At 60.9% G+C, this 17,589-nt stretch carries 16 protein-coding genes and 1 pseudogene; 10 read left to right on the top strand and 7 right to left on the bottom strand.

Translation table 11 applies throughout. The annotated features are described in order from the left end of the window. Positions 1-16: 16 nt before the first annotated feature. From SM764_RS06355 to SM764_RS06345, 3 genes and pseudogenes are all read right to left on the bottom strand, one after another. Positions 17-1,085 (bottom strand): annotated as a pseudogene (locus SM764_RS06355) (IS5 family transposase). A 78-nt stretch (positions 1,086-1,163) separates the two neighbouring features. Then, positions 1,164-2,090, bottom strand: coding sequence for a carbohydrate kinase family protein (locus tag SM764_RS06350; protein ID WP_368947726.1), 927 nt, complete (start codon positions 2,088-2,090; stop codon positions 1,164-1,166). A 67-nt stretch (positions 2,091-2,157) separates the two neighbouring features. After that, on the bottom strand, positions 2,158-3,369 hold the full coding sequence (locus SM764_RS06345; RefSeq protein ID WP_369001310.1) for an ROK family transcriptional regulator: 1,212 nt from the start codon (positions 3,367-3,369) through the stop codon (positions 2,158-2,160). Positions 3,370-3,550: 181 nt separating this feature from the next. Between SM764_RS06345 and SM764_RS06340 the strand changes: the two genes are divergently transcribed. The 4 genes from SM764_RS06340 to SM764_RS06325 all read left to right on the top strand — a co-directional run bounded on the left by SM764_RS06340 (position 3,551) and on the right by SM764_RS06325 (position 7,150). Continuing rightward, positions 3,551-4,561, top strand: a complete 1,011-nt coding sequence (locus SM764_RS06340) for a sugar ABC transporter substrate-binding protein (protein ID WP_369001309.1) — start codon at positions 3,551-3,553, stop codon at positions 4,559-4,561. Between the two features lie 113 nt (positions 4,562-4,674). Continuing rightward, on the top strand, positions 4,675-5,757 hold the full coding sequence (locus SM764_RS06335) for an ABC transporter permease (protein ID WP_369001308.1): 1,083 nt from the start codon (positions 4,675-4,677) through the stop codon (positions 5,755-5,757). Continuing rightward, a complete protein-coding gene (locus tag SM764_RS06330; RefSeq protein ID WP_065272377.1) occupies positions 5,733-6,527 on the top strand; it encodes an ATP-binding cassette domain-containing protein in 795 nt (264 codons plus the stop codon). The genes SM764_RS06335 and SM764_RS06330 overlap by 25 nt, the downstream gene beginning before the upstream one ends. Then, a complete protein-coding gene (locus SM764_RS06325) occupies positions 6,524-7,150 on the top strand; it encodes a nucleoside/nucleotide kinase family protein (RefSeq protein WP_369001307.1) in 627 nt (208 codons plus the stop codon). The genes SM764_RS06330 and SM764_RS06325 overlap by 4 nt, the downstream gene beginning before the upstream one ends. A 47-nt stretch (positions 7,151-7,197) precedes the next feature. Here the strand turns inward: SM764_RS06325 and SM764_RS06320 are convergent, their stop codons facing one another. Further along, positions 7,198-7,983, bottom strand: a complete 786-nt coding sequence (locus tag SM764_RS06320; RefSeq protein ID WP_369001306.1) for a shikimate dehydrogenase family protein — start codon at positions 7,981-7,983, stop codon at positions 7,198-7,200. A gap of 84 nt (positions 7,984-8,067) precedes the next feature. Between SM764_RS06320 and SM764_RS06315 the strand changes: the two genes are divergently transcribed. From SM764_RS06315 to SM764_RS06290, 6 genes are all read left to right on the top strand, one after another. Next, positions 8,068-8,733 carry a GntR family transcriptional regulator gene (locus tag SM764_RS06315; RefSeq protein ID WP_065272374.1) on the top strand — a complete coding sequence of 222 codons (666 nt, stop codon included), beginning with the start codon at positions 8,068-8,070 and terminating at the stop codon, positions 8,731-8,733. A gap of 25 nt (positions 8,734-8,758) precedes the next feature. Beyond that, entirely contained in the window at positions 8,759-9,772 is a 1,014-nt protein-coding gene (locus SM764_RS06310) for an ABC transporter substrate-binding protein (protein ID WP_369001305.1), read from the top strand. A 78-nt stretch (positions 9,773-9,850) separates the two neighbouring features. Next, on the top strand, positions 9,851-10,618 hold the full coding sequence (locus SM764_RS06305) for an ABC transporter ATP-binding protein (RefSeq protein ID WP_274830611.1): 768 nt from the start codon (positions 9,851-9,853) through the stop codon (positions 10,616-10,618). After that, positions 10,611-11,411, top strand: coding sequence for an ABC transporter permease (locus SM764_RS06300; protein WP_274831510.1), 801 nt, complete (start codon positions 10,611-10,613; stop codon positions 11,409-11,411). The genes SM764_RS06305 and SM764_RS06300 overlap by 8 nt, the downstream gene beginning before the upstream one ends. Next, positions 11,408-12,652 carry an FAD-dependent oxidoreductase gene (locus tag SM764_RS06295; protein WP_274831511.1) on the top strand — a complete coding sequence of 415 codons (1,245 nt, stop codon included), beginning with the start codon at positions 11,408-11,410 and terminating at the stop codon, positions 12,650-12,652. Before SM764_RS06300 ends, SM764_RS06295 begins: the two co-directional genes overlap by 4 nt. Before the next feature lie 224 nt (positions 12,653-12,876). Further along, positions 12,877-14,559 (top strand): calcium-binding protein, encoded by a 1,683-nt coding sequence (locus SM764_RS06290; RefSeq protein ID WP_369001304.1) that lies wholly within the window; start codon positions 12,877-12,879, stop codon positions 14,557-14,559. A gap of 130 nt (positions 14,560-14,689) precedes the next feature. Here SM764_RS06290 and SM764_RS06285 read toward each other — a convergent pair whose 3' ends face one another. The 3 genes from SM764_RS06285 to dctP all read right to left on the bottom strand — a co-directional run bounded on the left by SM764_RS06285 (position 14,690) and on the right by dctP (position 17,568). Beyond that, on the bottom strand, positions 14,690-15,997 hold the full coding sequence (locus tag SM764_RS06285; protein ID WP_274838020.1) for a TRAP transporter large permease: 1,308 nt from the start codon (positions 15,995-15,997) through the stop codon (positions 14,690-14,692). Beyond that, a complete protein-coding gene (locus tag SM764_RS06280) occupies positions 15,997-16,503 on the bottom strand; it encodes a TRAP transporter small permease (protein ID WP_065272367.1) in 507 nt (168 codons plus the stop codon). The genes SM764_RS06285 and SM764_RS06280 overlap by 1 nt, the downstream gene beginning before the upstream one ends. A 66-nt stretch (positions 16,504-16,569) precedes the next feature. Then, positions 16,570-17,568, bottom strand: coding sequence for a TRAP transporter substrate-binding protein DctP (dctP, locus tag SM764_RS06275; RefSeq protein ID WP_065272366.1), 999 nt, complete (start codon positions 17,566-17,568; stop codon positions 16,570-16,572). Positions 17,569-17,589: the final 21 nt, after the last annotated feature.

The following is a 17,589-nucleotide window of genomic DNA, read 5'->3' as shown; positions in this document are numbered from 1 at the left end:
ACAGTTTGGACAGGTTTCATGTCCACGCCTTAATCCCGATCAAATCCGGGAGAGATCTGCCTGTTCGGCCCTGAACTGACCTCAACGGCGGCCTTTTTTGCAAATCGGTTGAAGGTGGGTCTTCCCCTTTCCCCGGACGGATTTCGCCTATAGCCACTGTGACAGGTATGCCAAGCGCAGTGCAGCCGTTCAGCACGGCGATGCGGACCTGCAGCTCCGCGACTTGGCGCTCGAAGTCGCGCACCATCAGGGATTGGTCGAACAGCTTGATGCAGTTCATCTTTGACTTGACCCGGCTCCGGCGGTGATATCCACTCCATCGTCGCCAAACAGCGCCGCCGAGGTATCGAGATGCATTGACGGTCTCGTTGCCGACTATGGCCCCGGCGCTGGTGGGTTTCCAAGGTTTGGCGTTCTTGCGCGGCAGGATGACAGCGGCAGCATCTCGAGCGGTAATGGCCTCGTGGCACTTACGGGAGTCGTAGGCCCCATAGGTGGTGACCGTCGCGATGACCTGATCCGCTCAGATCTGATCCAACAGGTCCGGTAGTATGGCCGCGTCACCGATATTGCCGCCGGTGATCTCGACGGCTCTGACCTTCAGCGTTTACTCATGAATTCCGATGTGTATTTTGCGCCGGATCCGCCGCTTGGAGCCACCATGCTTTCGGGCATTCCACTCACCTTCGCCCTCAGACTTGATACCGGTGCTGCCCGGCAAGGTATTGCGCAGCAATGCCTGAGAGGGGATCAGAAGGTTCAGCGGGCGATAGGAGATGCTCACGTTCAGCGTTCGCTGGCGGCGGCACAAGGTGCTGAAGTCAGGCACGGTCCAGTCCAGCCTGACCATATGAAGAAGGCTCTGCATGAACCCGGTTGTCTGCCGCAGTGGCATGCCGAACATCACGGCAGGTGTGGATCGCCGCATCGCTGAAACTCAGCTGCCTCCCACGTTTCCCGGTCGGCGGGGGCTCTCACGCCATGTCGGAATCGAACCAGATCGTTAGCGATCCGCGTTGCTTCAACGCTTCATTGTAAGACGACCAGTTCGTGGTCTTGTACTTCGTAGAAACCCAACTGCTCATGCCTCAAGCTACCAGGCTGGTTTCATGCCGTGAACCCCACGACCCATTTGCGCAACAAGGCCAATAGCTGCGATATTGTCAGAGTTCGCGCGCCCAGGGCGGGTTCGCACCCGCGCGGGAGACGGTCACGGCGGCAACACCTGCGCCGAAAGACAGCGCATTTGCAAGCATGTCTGCGGGCAAGTTGCGCAGGGCCGCTTTTTGTAAGACGCCCAGTTCGCTGAGCCGGGCCAGCAGGCCGGCGTTGAAGGTGTCCCCGGCTCCGACCGTGTCTACAATCTGAACGGGACGGGCCCGGGTGTGCACGCTTTCTCCGCTGGCGAGAAACCCCGTCGCCCCCTTACTGCCCTGGGTCATGACCACCACAGAAGGACCCTTAGCTTGCACGACCGCAACCTTTTCCGGCAGCGGCATCGGCCCCGGAACAATCCAGTTCAGGTCTTCATCCGACACTTTCACGATGTCCGCCAGCGCCATCATCTTGTCCAGGCGGGCGCGGAAACGGTTGATATCTTCGATAAAACCCGGCCGGATGTTCGGATCCAGCATCACCGCGCGGGATGCGCCTTCGCGCGCCAGAAGATCCTCATAGGCGGTGGCGCAGGGTTCGCAGGCCAGGCTGATGCCGCCGAAATAGAGCGCCGTGATATCCTCCGGCAGCAGCGGCATATCAGCAGGCAGCAGCATCCGGCCAGCCGAGTTTTCATCGAAGAAGCTGTAGGACGCGTGGCCATCCGTCAGTTTGACAAAGGCCAAGGTCGTCGGGCGATCCGAGGTGATGACATGGGTGGTATCCACGTGACTGGCCTTCATGTCCTCGACAAGCTGCTGACCGAACATGTCGCGGGACAGGCCGGTCAACATACCGGTCTGCAGGCCAAGCCGCCCAAGTGCGATGGCGGTGTTGAATACGGCGCCACCGGAATGGGGCACAAACCCGTCGCGCCCGCCATCGGTCGGGGTCGGGATCATGTCGATCAGGGCCTCACCACAGCATAGGATCATGACATTCGCTCCGCGCAGTGCTGCGCCGCTGCCGCACCTGCGCGCGGGATTTTGCATTGAAACCGGGTCAAAGCGCGGCCAGCCCGGCGTTGGTATCGAGTAGGAACTGCGTGAAGATCGGACCGCCGGCAGCGCCAATGCTACGGGCGTTTTCGCCAACAACTCCCGCCTCGATCTGCGGCGAGATCAAACCGCGCTTGTCTTGATTGGCCAGATAGCGGCGCACGCGTTCGACCAGTTCCTCACGCACAGCGACCGGGAAGGCGCCATCGATGATGATGGCTTCAAAATCGATGACGGAGCATATCGACAGGGACGCCTTTGCCAACTCCTGTGCCGTTGTACCGATCCAGGCCTCCACATAGCGTTCCAGACCGCTCCAGTCCTGCGGTTTGCGCCAGAGGATTTCGGGACCGATCCCGGCCTCTACCAGGCGCGCCTCAAGCAGGTGCAGCGACGCGGTATCGATCAGTTGCAGGCTTTCGCCCAGGGGGCCGGTGGTGCGCATCGATCCCAGCGCCCCGGCATTGCCCCGATTGCCTTCGAAAACGGTGCCATTCATCGCCACCCCGCCGCCGATGAAAGACCCAATGAAGAAATAGGCATAATCGCGGAAATCCTTGCCGCGCCCGAACATATGCTCGGCCTGACAGGCCGCCGTGGCATCGTTAACGACAAAAACCGGCAGGTCGCTGAACCTGGCCACTTCTGTGGCAAAATCGACATCTTGCCACGATTGGAATTCTTCCGCCGCGGCTCCGGTCAGATCATGCCACTTCCACAGCTCAAAAGGCCGTCCGATGCCGATGCCGCAGACCCGACCCTGCTGCTTTGCGGTCAGGCCGGACAGAAGGGTTTCAAGCCCGTCTTTCAGGAATTCGAAGATCGCGTCCGGCATGGGATAATCATAGGTCGTACGCAGCTGCTGGCGCACGTTGCCGGCAAAATCCAGCAGCAGCAGATCCGCGCTCTTGCGGCCCAGGTTCATGCCCACGGCCAGGGCCCCTTCGGAGCCGAGTTCGATGGGAATCGAAGGCTTACCGACCTTGCCCTTGACCGGCTCCCCCCGCTGGACGAAGCCGTCGTCCTCCAGCCTACGCAGGATGGTGGAGACCGTAGGGCGGGACAGGCCGGTCCGGCGGGCGATCTCGGCGGCGGACACGGCGCGGTGGCGAAACAGAATGGACAGAATGAGGCGTTCGTTGTGATCGCGGACACCCCGTTGATTCACCCCGGCACTTCGTTCTTTGATACTGACATGGTCCATTCGGACGAACATAGTTTGCCGCCTTTCTTCAGGAAAGATACTCCGTGGCGATTAGTTAGTAAAGTTAACAAACAAATTGACACCCTATGAGGAATCAGGCTTTTTAGGGCTCACGACCTGCCCAGATCGCTCTAGGCGGGTCCGGTTGGAGAGGAGCCAGCCGGATTGAGAACAATAATTTCGGGAGGACCACGTGAAAAAACTCATGACCATTTCCGCGCTCGCCCTGGCCTCGGTGGCTGGCGCGGCGCATGCAGAGATCAACGCCTGTCTGATCACCAAGACCGACACCAACCCCTTCTTCGTGAAGATGAAGGAAGGCGCGACCGCCGCAGCCGAAGCAAACGGCATCAATCTGTCCACCTATGCGGGCAAGATTGACGGCGACGTGGAAAGCCAGGTCGCAGCGGTTGAGACCTGCATTGCATCGGGGGCCAAAGGCATCCTGATCACCCCGACGGACAGCCGCGCCCTGACGCCCGTCATCACCCAGGCCCGTGACGCTGGTGCTCTGGTGATCGCGCTGGACACGCCGTTCGAACCAGCCAATGTGGCCGATGCGACCTTTGCTACCGACAACTTCAAGGCCGGGGTGCTAATTGGCCAGTGGGCCGCGGCAAAGCTGGGCGCAGAGGCTGCAAATGCCAAGATCGCTCTCCTGGACCTGAACGCCTCGGAAATCTCGGTGGATTACCTGCGCGACGGCGGGTTCCTGCAGGGCTTTGGCATCGACATCAAGGACCCCACCGATATCGGCGATGAAGATGACCCGCGTATCGTTGGCCACGACGTGACCAACGGCAACGAAGAAGGTGGCCGCACGGCGATGGAGAACCTTCTGCAGATCGACCCGGGCATCAACGTGGTCTACACGATCAACGAACCTGCCGCTGCCGGCGCCTATGAGGCGCTCAGATCGGTGGGCCGTGAAGACGACGTGCTGGTCGTTTCCGTTGATGGCGGCTGCCCCGGCGTGCAGAATGTCGGCGAGGGCGTGATCGGCGCAACCTCCATGCAGTTCCCGCTGCGGATGGCCTCGCTCGGTATCGACGCGATCAAGGCCTGGGCCGAGGACAGCACCAAACCGGCGAACACCGAAGGGCTGGATTTCTTCAACACTGGCGTTGAACTGATCACCGATGCGCCGGTCGACGGTATCCCGTCGCTCAGCTCGGCCGACGGCCTGAAGAAGTGCTGGGGCTAAATCCAGCAAACACCACAGGACCGGGGCAGCAAATGCCCCGGCCAAATGCCATCAATCTAAACCTTTGACCGTATCAGAGGCCGTAGCATAGGCTTCAGGCCGGGGAGGTCGTCATGTCAGAGACATCCGGAATGGGCTCAAAAGGCCAACACTACGAACAGGTTCTGGAGGGAAGTGATACACGCGTCGCCCAGTTCGAAGTTCGCAACACAACGCTGCTGAGCCGGGTGCAGCACATCCTGCACAACAACCCAACCTTCGTGCCGGTCATCGTGCTGGTCATCAGCCTGCTGGCCTTCGGGCTGATCGCCGGAGGGCGGTTCTTTTCCGCCTTCAACCTCAGCCTGATCCTGCAGCAGGTGTCGATCATCGGCATGCTCGCAGCAGCGCAGTCACTGATCATCCTGACCGCAGGCATCGATCTGTCGGTTGCGGCGATCATGGTGCTGATGTCGGTCATCATGGGCAATCTGGCGGTCAACTTGGGCGTGCCCAGCCCCCTTGCGATCCTGCTGGGGTTCGCTGGGGGCATGGCGGCGGGAGCCATGAACGGGCTGCTGATCACCAAGGTCAAACTGCCCCCCTTCATCACCACGCTCGGCACCTGGTCGATCTTCTTTGCGCTCAATCTCTGGCTCTCCGGGGCTCAGTCGATCCGCAGCCAGGACATCGACGATCAAGCGCCTTTCCTGAAGTTCTTCGGCAATGCCTTCAATATTGGCGGCGCCCGCATCACCCTTGGCGTGATCCTGATGGTCGTGATCTTTGTTGCGCTCTGGTACATGCTGAACAAGACCGCCTGGGGGCGCCACGTCTATGCCATCGGCGACGATATCGAAGCCGCGGAATTGTCCGGCATCCGCACCGAGCGCACGCTGGTTTCGGTCTACATGCTCGCTGGTCTGGTCTGCGCCATCGCGGGCTGGGCTTCGATCGGACGGGTCGGCTCGATCTCGCCACAATCCTTCTACGAAGGCAACCTGCAGTCCATCACCGCCGTGGTAATCGGTGGCATCTCGCTGTTTGGCGGGCGCGGATCGATCCTTGGGGCGCTATTCGGGGCGCTGATCGTCGGCGTTTTCCAGTCGGGGCTGCGCATGGCCGGGGTCGATGTGCTCTGGCAGGTCTTCGCCATCGGCTGGCTTATCATCATCGCGGTCGCCATCGACCAATGGATCAGGAGGGTTTCGGCATGACACCAGTCGTTCAGGCCAAAGGTATCGTGAAACGCTACGGGCACGTCACCGCCATCAACCATTCGGATTTCGAACTGCGCCCCGGGGAAATCCTGGCCGTGATCGGCGACAATGGTGCGGGCAAATCCTCGATCGTCAAGGCGATCTGCGGCGCCACCATCCCGGATGAGGGGGAAATCCTGATCGAAGGCAAACCGGTCAGTTTCTCCTCCCCCATCGAGGCCCGCGACATGGGCATCGAAATCGTCTATCAAACCCTCGCTCTTTCCCCCGCCCTGTCGATTGCCGACAACATGTTCACCGGACGCGAAATCCGCAAACCCGGATTTCTGGGCAAATACCTACGGATGCTGGACAAACCGGCGATGGAGAAATTCGCGCGGGAAAAACTGACCGAACTTGGCCTGATGACGGTGCAGTCGATCAAGCAGCCGGTCGAAACGCTGTCAGGCGGTCAGCGGCAGGGTGTCGCCGTCGCCCGCGCGGCCGCCTTTGCCACCAAGTTCATCATCATGGATGAGCCGACGGCGGCCTTGGGGGTCAAGGAAAGCCGCAAGGTGCTGGAACTCATTCAGGACGTGAAGGCGCGCGGCATCCCGATCATCCTGATCAGCCACAACATGCCGCATGTGTTCGAAGTCGCAGACCGGATCCATATCCACCGGCTGGGCAAACGGCTCTGCACCATCGATCCCAAGGACTATACCATGTCCGATGCCGTGGCCTTCATGACCGGCGCCAAGGAGCCACCCGCCCAGGACGCGGCATGAACGAGCCTGAAGCGATCGCCGAAAGGCTGCTGGATCCCATTCTGACAGCGCCGCGCTCCGGACAACGCAAACTTGTCGCTCTGGCCGGACCGCCAGCCTCTGGCAAATCCACGCTGGCTGCAGTCCTTGCGGACAAGCTGAACGACGCCGGGTGCCAGACCCAGGTCGTGCCAATGGATGGCTTCCATCTCGACAACGCCATTCTAACCCAGCGCGGTCTTCTGGACAGAAAGGGCGCGCCGGAGACCTTCGACGTGGAAGGATTGCTGCGCCTTATCGGCGCCCTGCCCGATGCACCGTCGGTGATCTTCCCGGTTTTCGATCGGGACCGCGACATCGCCATTGCAGGCGCGGGCCTACTTCCCGAGACATGCGACACCGTCATCGTCGAGGGCAATTACCTGCTGTTTGATGCCCCCGGATGGCGCGAGCTGCGCCGCTTCTGGGACTTCTCGATTTCTCTGGACGTCGACCTTTCCACTTTGCGCCAACGTCTGATCGATAGATGGCTCCACCACGGTCTCCCGCACAGCGAAGCCGTGGCCCGCGCCGAAGGTAACGACCTTGAAAACGCCCGCCTGGTCGCCGCGGCCTCGCTCAAGGCAGACAAGACGATCACCTAGTCTTCGGTATCGACCTAGATCAACAATGGGAGAAGGGCAGCGTCGGCTCAGGCATCCTTGAAAACAAAAGACGTCTGAACTGAAATTTGCCCCCGCCCCAAGGCTGCGGCGTCCACGATCTGCTTGCCCAGCTCAGCGGCCAGTCGCAGGAATTTGCTTTCGCCCTGTAGCCCGGCGATATCGCACACGGCCATGCACTCCCTGATCCGCTCAGCCGGGAACAGCGGACCAGCGGTCTGATCTTTCCCGGTCGGGGTTGCGTCAATCAGAATGTCTGCCGCGCGCTCTTCCTCCCAAATACGGACCTTGGGCCAATGCGCGCGCAGGATGGCTGCCGTTTCCGCCAGCCGCCCCTCATCCGTGTCGCTGAGAACAACGTCGCTAACGCCCGTTTCGCACAGCGCATCGGCAATGGCCCGACCGGCGCCGCCGCCTGCCCCCATGATATGCGCCGACCGACCAGCAACCGGCACCCCAGAAACGCGCAGCGCCTCCATAAGAGCCAGCCCATCCGTCATGTCGCCAACAAGCACATCGCCCTCACGGCGCAGGGTATTCACGGCTCTGATGCGCCCGGCCCGGTCCGTCACCCGGTCCGCTTCCTGAAAGGCCGCCTGTTTGTGCGGATAGGTGATCGAGCAGCCCAGAAGCGTCTCGGAGGCGCGCAGCAGTGTCCAGAACTCGGTCAGCACAGGGGCCGGAACGTCCAGTGGCAGCATCCGGCAGTCGATACCGCGGGTGCGAAACCAGTCGTTCATACCCGGCGGCGACACCACGCCCGCGACGGGGGCACCGATAATCGGCAGCAGCTTGGTCGTCCCTGAGATGTCCATAATGCGGCACTCCGAAAGTTGAAGGTTGACAGCAATGTGAGGCACTTTTAAAAATATCCAATATTTTTGCGTATATGGAATGAAATGATCTTCTCTGGCAAGAAAAATGAAGACAGCACCATCGTCGAACTGCTGGCGTCCTCGCTACGGAAGGACATCGCGTTCGGCACCCTGCTGCCGGATCAGAAGCTGAAGCTGAATGAGCTGCGCAGCCGCTACGGTGGCTCCAATCATTCCATGCGGGAAACCCTGCGCATCCTGTCCTCTGAAGGTCTGGTCGAAGGCGCCGCGCAGCGCGGCTTTCGCGTCACCTCGGCGACCGAGGACGACCTGCGCGACATTCAACTTGTCCGGCAGGAAATTGAAAGCATCGCCCTGTCGCGCGCGATCGCACTGGGAGATGTCGCCTGGGAGGGGCAGGTCGTTGCCGCCCATCACGCCCTGCAAAAGGCCGAGGCCGCCGTAGCCACGACCCCGGACGATCTGACGGCGCTGGAATGGGATGATGCCTGCCGCGCCTTTGCCACGGCATTGATCGCGGCCTGCGACAGCCCGCGCCTGATCGATTTGCAGCGCAAGTTCTTCGACCAGAGCCGCCGCTTTCGGCTGGCGCTGCTGCGCGAAGGCAAGCTGAACTGGGCCGCTCGCAAGGCCCGGCAAAAAGCGCTGCTTGATGCGGTTCTGGACAGAGACGAAACCACGGCTTTGGCCCTGCTGAAGGAAGAGATCGGAGCAGATCTGAAGGCGTAACACTGATCTATAAGGGAGGAAGATCATGATGAAACTCAATCGCCGTAAGGCATTGGCCCTGATGGGCGGAACCGTGGCCGCGACGGGGCTTGCCGCCCCTGCGCTGGCCCAGAACAAGAAAATCAAGGTGGGCGCGCTGCGCTTCACCTCGCATTCTGCCAGCTTTATCGCGCAGGAGCGCGGCTATTTCGCGGATGCCGGGCTGGATGTGGAACTGGAGTTCTTCCAGGCCGCGCAACCGATGGCCGTGGCCATCGCATCGGGTGATGTGGATTATGCCGTAACCGCCATTTCCGGCGGGCTGATCAGCCTCGCGGACAAGGGAGCGATCAAGGTGATCGGCGGCGCCCTGACCGAAGAGGACGGCATCGACGGACAGAAGTACCTGATCTCGGATGCCTCTTATCAGGCCGGTATCAAGACGCTGAAGGACCTGGACGGCAAGAAATACGCCGTCACACAGGCTGGTTCGTCCTTCCACTACATGGGCGCAAAAATGGCCACTGCCGAAGGCATCAACCTCAGCTTTACACCGCTGCAGAAGGTCGGCGCGATCATCGGCGCGATGAAATCGGGCCAGGTCGATGGCTGGTCCATCGTGCCCCATATCGCCAAACCGCTGGCGGCCGCCGGTGCCTGGCACATGGTGGGCAACGTGTCGGACTACATTCCCGACTATCAGGTGACCACTGTCTTCACCTCGGCCAATAACGCGGCCAAGGAACGCGGACTGACCGAAAGCTTCCTTCAGGGCTTCTCGCGCGGGGTCGATGATTATGCCGCAGCCATGATCGATGGCACCGCAGATCAGGACGAGATGGTCGATCTGATCCACAAATACGTCTACACGGACCGTCCCCGCGAAAAGGCGGCCCCCTCGATCATCAATGGCACCATGCGGCTGAGCCAGGGTGCGGCGCTGAATATCGCCAGCGTTCAGGACCAGCTGAGCTGGTTCCAGTCCGAGGGTCTTGTCGATGGCGATATCACGCTCGACACGCTGGTCGACGATTCCTACGTCAAAACGCTGGGCGCCTAAGCCACGCCTTGTACGTTCTTCCGGGCGCCTTGCTTTTTGCGGGGCGCCCGTCCTTCTCCTGTAGTCAAAGGACAGCGCATGGACATCCGTCTGGACGGCATCAGCCATTCCTATAACGATTTCGAAGTGATGCGGGATATCTCTCTCGACATCGCGGACGGGCAGATCGTTTGCATCGTGGGACCGTCGGGATGCGGTAAATCCACCCTCTTGCGCTTTATCGGCGGGCTTGAGCGCCCCAGTAAGGGCCAGGTTCTGCAACTGGGCACACCGCCCGAGGGGTGCCTTAACCCGCTCACCTATATCTTTCAGGATTTCGCCCTGCTGCCGTGGCGCAGCGTCTCGGGGAATATCTCGCTGGTGCTGGAGGACCACGGCATCAAGGGCGCCGAGGCAAAGCGGATTATCGACGATGTGCTGGCCCGCACGAAGCTCAGCGATTTCGCCCAGGCCCTGCCCAAGCAACTGTCGGGCGGCATGAAGCAACGCGTCGCAATCGCACGTGCCCTTGCGGTGAAGCCCGCCGTGATGCTGATGGATGAACCTCTGTCTGCGCTCGACAGCCAGACCCGTGAATTGTTGATGGACGATCTGGTCGATCTCTGGATGCGCCAGCCGTTCACTGCCGTCTACGTGACGCACAACTTGGCAGAAGCGGTCCGACTTGGCCACAAGGTCGTGGTTCTGTCGCGCCGCCCCGGCCAGATCCGGGAGATCGTCGAAATCGACAAACCCCTGTCCGAGCGCGCCTTTGGCGATGCTGATCTTGATGCCCACCAGAAACACCTGTGGCAGCTGATGCGCGAAGAGGCGCGGGCTGCAGATGCGGAGCTGATCCATGTCTGACATGACACAAGAAAAACCCGTCGCATTCCGGGGCGGTGGTTTTGCGCCGCACTCACGTCGCTGGGTCGGCGTGGCCGTTTTTGTCGCCCTGATCCTGCTGGCGGAATGGGGCACCCGCACGGGTTGGATTTCCGCCCTGACCCTGCCGCGCCCCTCGGACGTGCTGGATACCTTCCGGGAGCTGTATGACAGCGGCATGCTGTTCAAACACCTCGGCCCGTCGCTGACCCGTCTGGCGGTCGGCGCTGCCATCGGTGCGCTTCTTGGTATCTGTATCGGGGTGCTTATCGGCCTGTTTTCCTACATCCGCTCCGGGCTGGTGCCGCTGGTTGCGGCCATATTCCCCATTCCGAAAATCGCGCTGTTGCCGCTTTTCGTGATCTGGTTCGGGATTGGCGAAGGATCGAAATATGCGCTGATCGCCTTTGGTACCTTCACCCCTACGGTGGTCGCTACCTACAGCGCGGTCGACAACGTCGACCGCACGCTGATCCGCATGGGGCAAAGCTTTGGCCTGTCGTGGTGGTCCATCGTGCGCAAGATCGTTCTGCCGGGCGCCATGCCGGGGATCCTGTCCGGTCTTCGCATCAGCCTTGCCATCGCCATCATCCTTCTGGTCGCTGCAGAAATGCTGGGCGCGGAATATGGTATCGGGGCCTATATCCTTGAAGCGGGCTCGCTTTATGATCTGGAACGGCTGTTCGCTGGCGTGGTGATCCTGTCGCTTCTGGGCGTCATCACCAGCGCAGTGATCGGGTTTATCGAACGGCGCCTGCTGGGGTGGCGGACATGATGGCAAAACCCGAAAGCGACTATGATGTCGTCGTCGCAGGGGGCGGCGCAGGGGGGGTTGGTGCCGCACTTGGCGCGGCCCAGTCCGGGGCGCGGGTCCTACTGGTCGAAAAATACGGTTTCCTTGGCGGCGCCGCGACCAACGCACAGGTGCTGGCCTACTGCGGTTTTTATCAGCAGGGGCCTGAGCCCATCAAAGTCGTAGGAGGGGTAGCCGATCTGGTCCTGGATGAGCTGCGCAACCTCGGGCTGGATTGCGCACCGTTTCAATCGCCGACGACGCTCAACTGGATCATCCTTCTGGAACCAGAAGCGGTCAAACTGGCACTGGACCGGGTGCTGGCGGCGCAGGGCGTTGACGTGTTGCTCCATACCCGCGTGGCTGCTGTGACACGCACGTCGGATCGTATCGAAGCGGTGACATTGGCCGGTATGGACGGGCGCACCCGGGTGGTGGCCGAGGCATTTGTGGATGCCACCGGAGATGCCAACCTGTCATTGGTCGCCGGTATTCCCTGCCGCACCGGGGATACCAACGGCAACCTGCAGGCAATCTCAGCGCCCATTCGGATCGCAGGGCGTGACCGGTCACAGCCAATAGACCGCGAGGCCATCAAGGCAGCCTTTGCCCGCTACAGGCGCAATGGACGCTGGCCCTCTGCCCGCGATGACGGCGGCATCTACACCGAAGTACCCAACACCGGTGAGATGTGGTGGATGATGTTCGACCACCCGATGCCAGATCTGAGTTCCGCCAGTTTCAGCACGGCCGAACGCGCCGCGCGCGAAGCGGCACACGACTATGTCGCGCTGCTGCGTTCTGATGTGCCTGGGTTTGAAAACGCCTATCTGGTGCAGACCGGCCCGCAGATCGGCATCCGGGAAAGCCGCCACCCAGCAGCCCGTTATGAACTGACCGGAGAAGATATTGCCACCGGGCGCCAGCGCGACGACGAGGTGGCCAAGGCGGCTTGGCCAATGGAGGATCACACGGTCCCCGGGCAACCGATTTATACCCCCGTAGGCGGAACCGGGTGTGCCTCCATCCCGCTGGACGCCTTGCGCGCCAAGGGCGTGGATAACCTCTATTTCGCCGGGCGCACCATCGGCGCCGATCCGATGGCCTATGCCTCTATTCGGGTGATGGGCACCGCCTTTGCGACCGGAGAGGCCGCTGGACGGGCCGCCGCTGCCCCGGGGCAAGGCATGGACGCGCAACAGGAATGGCGTAAACTGGGTTGACCCCCAGCCCAATCGCACCAGCCCAGCAATTGCCAGCCGCTGCCATCGGCGCAGCGCTGGTAAGAAAAGCTGGTGCAAATGCCGTCAGCGAATCAGGCTATGGACTGTGCCGACAGAATTTCCACTCAAAGATGATATCGATCAAAGTGTAGCGACTGCGCTTGCATACACTGGCCAACGTTAAATGCGACAGCACCAGGGCGTGCTTAACGATGGAGACGGTTATGGCAGATTCAGTTTCAACCTCCGGCGGCGCCGCTCAAGGCGACCTATATGGTGATCTTTGGGTGCTGACCCGGGATCTTGACCCAAATGATGGCGGCGGCAACGGTGAACCGGTGCTGGATGAGAACGGCCAGATCGTGCCGATCGGCTATAATCCTGAAACCGGCGAGACCTTTCCGATCCACCTCGTCGAAGGCGGAGAAGGCGAATACGAAGTCCCAGCTGACCAGCTGGATTACATCCAGGAAATCGAGATGGAGCGGGCAAACATTATGCGCTCGCCCGATCAGGTGGTCGAATCCGCTCTGGAAGAGGCGCTTGGCAAGATCAACGCCGGAACCGAGATCACGACTGACGCGTCGGGCCGCATCATGGTGGACGGTGTCCTGATCGATTCCCCGCGCGAGAACCTCGCGCTTTACAAGCTGATCATGACCGCAGGCGGCGCAACAAGCTGGACCGAGGTTCAGGCGAATGTCGCCGGGAACATTCCGCAATCGCTGATCGACCTGATGAACGCGGGCTGGAACCCCACCGGGCTGCTGGCCGGCGTCTTCTCCAAGTTCCACCCTGTCAGCATGGACGCGACGCTGACCGCGCATACCTTCATGGGGGTGAACGAAGTCACCGGTTCCGGCGACACCCAGACAATCGACTATTTCGGCTTTACCGATGGCAGCGCGGAAACCTTCGATTATGACCGCATCGCAACCTATGGAGATGCCTGGGTCCAGTGGTACCAGGACATGGACGGAGATCCCTCCGACCTTGAGGCAGTGCAGCGTACCCTGCTGGACGTGATCTGGGGCAAGGACCGCAACGGCGACGGCGTCAATGACGTTGGCACCGGCAAGGACTGGGTGGACGAGTACATGACACTCTCTGCCGATGGCGAGAGTTATGAAATGGCCGAAGGCTCGGCCGCCGGGATCAACGACTGGGCTCAGTCGGTGGAAGACGCCCGCGAAGCCATCTACGTGCTGCACGAATACGTCGGCACCACGGAAATCGCTGCGCCAGAGGCAACTGACGACGTCATCGAGGGTAGTTCCTACGCCGACTACATCGCCTCCTGGGGCGGTGATGATCTGATCCTTGGCCACGAAGGCGACGATCTGATTGACGGCGGCGAAGGCAACGACACGCTGAAAGGCAACCTTGGCGATGACAGCCTCGAAGGTGGCGCGGGCAATGACGTTGTGCGGGGTGGGTTTGGCGACGATGTGCTGGTCCGCGGTGGCGGCAACGACAAGCTGTTTGGTGGTCGCGGGTCCGACAAACTGAACGGCGGCGCTGGTGACGATACCATGGACGGTGGCGCGGGCGATGACATCCTGCGGGGCGGCCGCGGCGCCGACCTTTTGACCGGTGGCGACGGAGCCGACGATTTCTTTTTCCGGCTTTCGGGTCCGAGAGGGACCGACACTATCGCCGATTTCGCGAGCGACGATCTCGATATCATCCGACTGGACCGGATCGACGCTGACAGCTCCACTGAAGAGGACGACGCCTTTACCTTTATCGGCAGTGCTCACTTCAGCGGCACCGCAGGGGAACTTCGCGCGGCGGATCGTGGCGATTTCCAGCGCATCGTCGGCGATGTGGACGGTGATGGAAATGCAGACTTTGTGATCAAGGTCCTTGGCACCGATGCGGCAGAGGCAGACTGGTTCGCGCTATGACCTCACCGCCCCGGGCGGAGCAATGAAAACGAAGAACGCTGCCAGCAACACGTGCTGGCAGCGTTTTCATTTCTACGTTCCGATGCTCACAGCAATTTACCCCATGGCTTTCCGTGCTTTGGCAAAGCAGTCACAGCCCCGGCAGCCACAGCGCCAGCTGAGGAAACAGGATCAGCAAGGCGACCAGCAGCATCGAGCAGGCCATATAGGGAAAGGCCGACATGTAGATATCGCGCATCGTGGTATCCTTGGGCGCTACCCCTTTCATCACGAAGAGCAATAGCCCGAAGGGCGGCGTGGTGAAGCTGATCTCCAGCGCCAGCAGGATGATCAAACCGAACCATATCGGATCGAACCCCAGCGAGGCCGCCAGCGGAAAGAAGATCGGCACGGTCAGCAGCATCATCGAGATCTGCTCCATGAACATGCCCAGCAGCAGCAGCACACAGAACATCACCAACAGCATCGCAACCGGCGCCAGATCAAAGGAGGTCGCCCAGCGGATCAGCCCGCTGGAGGCACCGGAAAAGGCCAGCAGTTGGCTGAAAGTGGCTGAGCCGAACACGATCAGATAGGCCATCAGCGTCACTCGCAGCGCGCCGACGACGGACTTCTTCATCGCCTCCCAGCTGAGACAGCGAAACAGAATGGCAAGGATCAGGACCCCAAGCGCGCCAAAGGCGGCGGCCTCGGACGGGGTGATCAGCCCACCAACCATGCCGATGACGATCAGAACCATGACCGACAGCATGGGCAAGACGTCTCCGAACAGCAGCCGCGCCTTTTCGCCAAAGGTGAGCGTCTCAACCTCATAGGCAGGGGCAGCTGTCGGGTCGATGCGGGTCTGCAGGTAGATGACACCGATATAAAGGCTGGCCAGCACCAGCCCCGGCAGGATCCCCGCGATCAGCAGCGCGCCGACGTCAATGCGGGCGAGCGTCGCCAGCAGCACCGCCAAAGCAGAGGGCGGAATGATGATCGCCAGACCACCGGTGCCCAGGATTGGCCCGATCGACATGTGCTTCTTGTATCCGCGGCTGGTCATCTCGGGCACCATTAGGCTGCCCAGCAGCGCGGTCGAGCCCATGGAGGATCCGGACAGCGTTGAAAACGCTGTCCCGCCCAGCACAGTCACATAGGACAACCGCCCGGGCAGCTTACCCAGAAGCCGGTCGATGGCATTGAACATCCGTGCCCCAAGGCCAGTGTGAAAGAAGACCTCTCCCATCAGCAGGAACAGCGGGATCGGCACCAGCGCATAGTTCGTCAGCCCGCCAAACCCGTTGTTGAGCAGCAGCGTGATCCCCTTGGCACCGCCCATGAAAAACCAGGCGCCAACAATATTGGCCGCCAGAAAGGCAAGCGCGACCGGCATGCCGATGGCCATCAGAACCAGGATCGAGCCCAGCAGCAGGGCCAGTGATTCAAACCATTCCATTATTCGTGTATCCCCGCTTCGCCCGAATGCATCAGGTCGCTGCCAAATACGAAACGGGAAAATTCAATCGCCATCAGTCCAAAGCTGACCGGAAAGGCGATCGTCAGGATCCATTTCGGAAAGTAGTAGGCGCGCACGTCCAGATCATTGCGCGCGATATTGCCCAGAAACAGCTCTGCGCCCTTCCAGGCCAGGATCACCGACACCAGAACACAAAGCGCGGCCACAAGACGGCTGACCACCCGGCGCACCTCAGCGGGCAATGCAGCGGTGATCAATTCGATATGCACATGGCCCTTTTCCCGCACCAACCAGGGGGCGCCCATCATGGTCATGTACAAAATGGCGTATTCGGATGAGGTGAAAAGCCAGGCAAAGGGCTGAAGCCCAGCATTGCGCATCACCACGGACAGGGTGACCGAAATCATCAGCCAGACCAGCATGAACCCCGCGATGCCCGCCATCGCATAAAGGAAGCCTTGATAGAGCTTTCCGACCATTGCCATTTCTCATCCTTTCCAAAGGCAGACGGCACGCCGAACCCGCGATCCGGCGTGCCGCCCCGTGGCTGTTTACTTGTCGTAGAACAGCTCGATCAGCTTGTCGTAGTTGCCGTCCCCCTGGGGGCTGTCGGCCATCAGGCCCTTCATGCGGTCCCAGGTTTTCTGCGTGGCGGCCGCAAGATAGGCGTCGGCGGCGTCACCTTCCAAGGTCACGACTTTCATGCCGGCCTCTTCAAGGGCCGCGAAATCCGCGTCGCGCAGGGCACCCAGTTTGGCGGCGCTTTCCGCCTCGTGGGCGATTGCGACATCCTGCAGGATCTTGCGCGATTCCTCGGACAGGCTGTTCCACTTGTCGAGATTCACGATGGTGCCAAGGTCGGTCGAGAAGAAGCAGGGTTCGATCCGGTAGTTCAGGAATTCGTTCCACTTCAGATCGATCAGGCCGATCTGGGTCCAACCGGTCGCATCCACCACGCCGCGCTCTAGCGCCGAATAGACTTCGGTGGTGGGCAGGTCGATCACCTGCGCGCCCAGATATTCGGTGAAGAATGCGTTGTAGACCGCGTTGCCGCGCAGTTTCAGACCGGACACATCAAGGTTGCCGTCCGCGTCCAGCTTCGGCTCATTGCGGGTCCACAGGTTGTAGCAGACTCCCGAGTCAAACCAGCCGAGGTATTTGACGCCCATCTTTTCCTGGTGGATCTGGTCAATCAGTTCCAGACCGCCATTAGCGCGGGTTTCTACCGCCGTCAGGTTTGAGGTCACAAGCGCGTCTTTTTCCGGCAGGGCGCCGGCGTAGAAGCTGCCCGGTGTGTAGACCATGTCCACAACGCCCGAACGCACGGCGTCCGGCTGCTGGAACATGCCGATGGCCTCGGGGCCGCCACGGACCTCGATATTGACGACACCTTCACCCGCCGCGTTCACCTTGTCGACGAACTCAAGGAAGGATTTGGTGTAGATCAGCGATTCCGGAAAGGCGTGTACGGCGGTCAGCGTGTCTTCGGCAAAGGCAGCCGAGGTCATCGCCGTGGTGACAAGGACTGCACCAATCATACTGTGCTTCATTTTGTCTTTCTCCCTGGTGAT

It is taken from the genome of Pseudophaeobacter sp. 1A16562, assembly GCF_041008785.1.
GTDB lineage: Bacteria > Pseudomonadota > Alphaproteobacteria > Rhodobacterales > Rhodobacteraceae > Phycobacter > Phycobacter gallaeciensis_A.
The sequence above is the reverse complement of the archived record's forward strand: the minus strand, read 5'-3'. Positions and strand labels throughout refer to the sequence as shown.